1 pseudogene is annotated in these 231 nt (G+C 42.4%); it reads right to left on the reverse strand.

Annotation, left to right across the window (positions count from 1 at the left end):
* A pseudogene (locus KVT11_RS20780) lies at positions 1-231 on the reverse strand (helix-turn-helix domain-containing protein); the annotation flags it as partial.

Below are 231 nucleotides of genomic sequence, written 5' to 3' on the forward strand. Positions count from 1 at the left end.
TAAAGGAAGACAGGCTGTTTCTTGCCTGTTCACTAAGCTGTTCAAATCGTTTCACCCATTCGTTTGCCTCGTATTCTCTTCCTAAAAGGCGTCCTATAGACAGTACTTCTTGTACAGCATGATGACGGGCGTATGGCAGAACAAGAACAGGTGCGGTTTGCTGCAATTGCTTGATCAATGCAGGTTTTGAATAATAATAGTTAGGGACCATGATGACATCTAATTGAAGTG

Source organism: Bacillus sp. GbtcB10 (assembly GCF_019091365.1).
Classification (GTDB): domain Bacteria; phylum Bacillota; class Bacilli; order Bacillales; family Bacillaceae; genus Bacillus; species Bacillus altitudinis.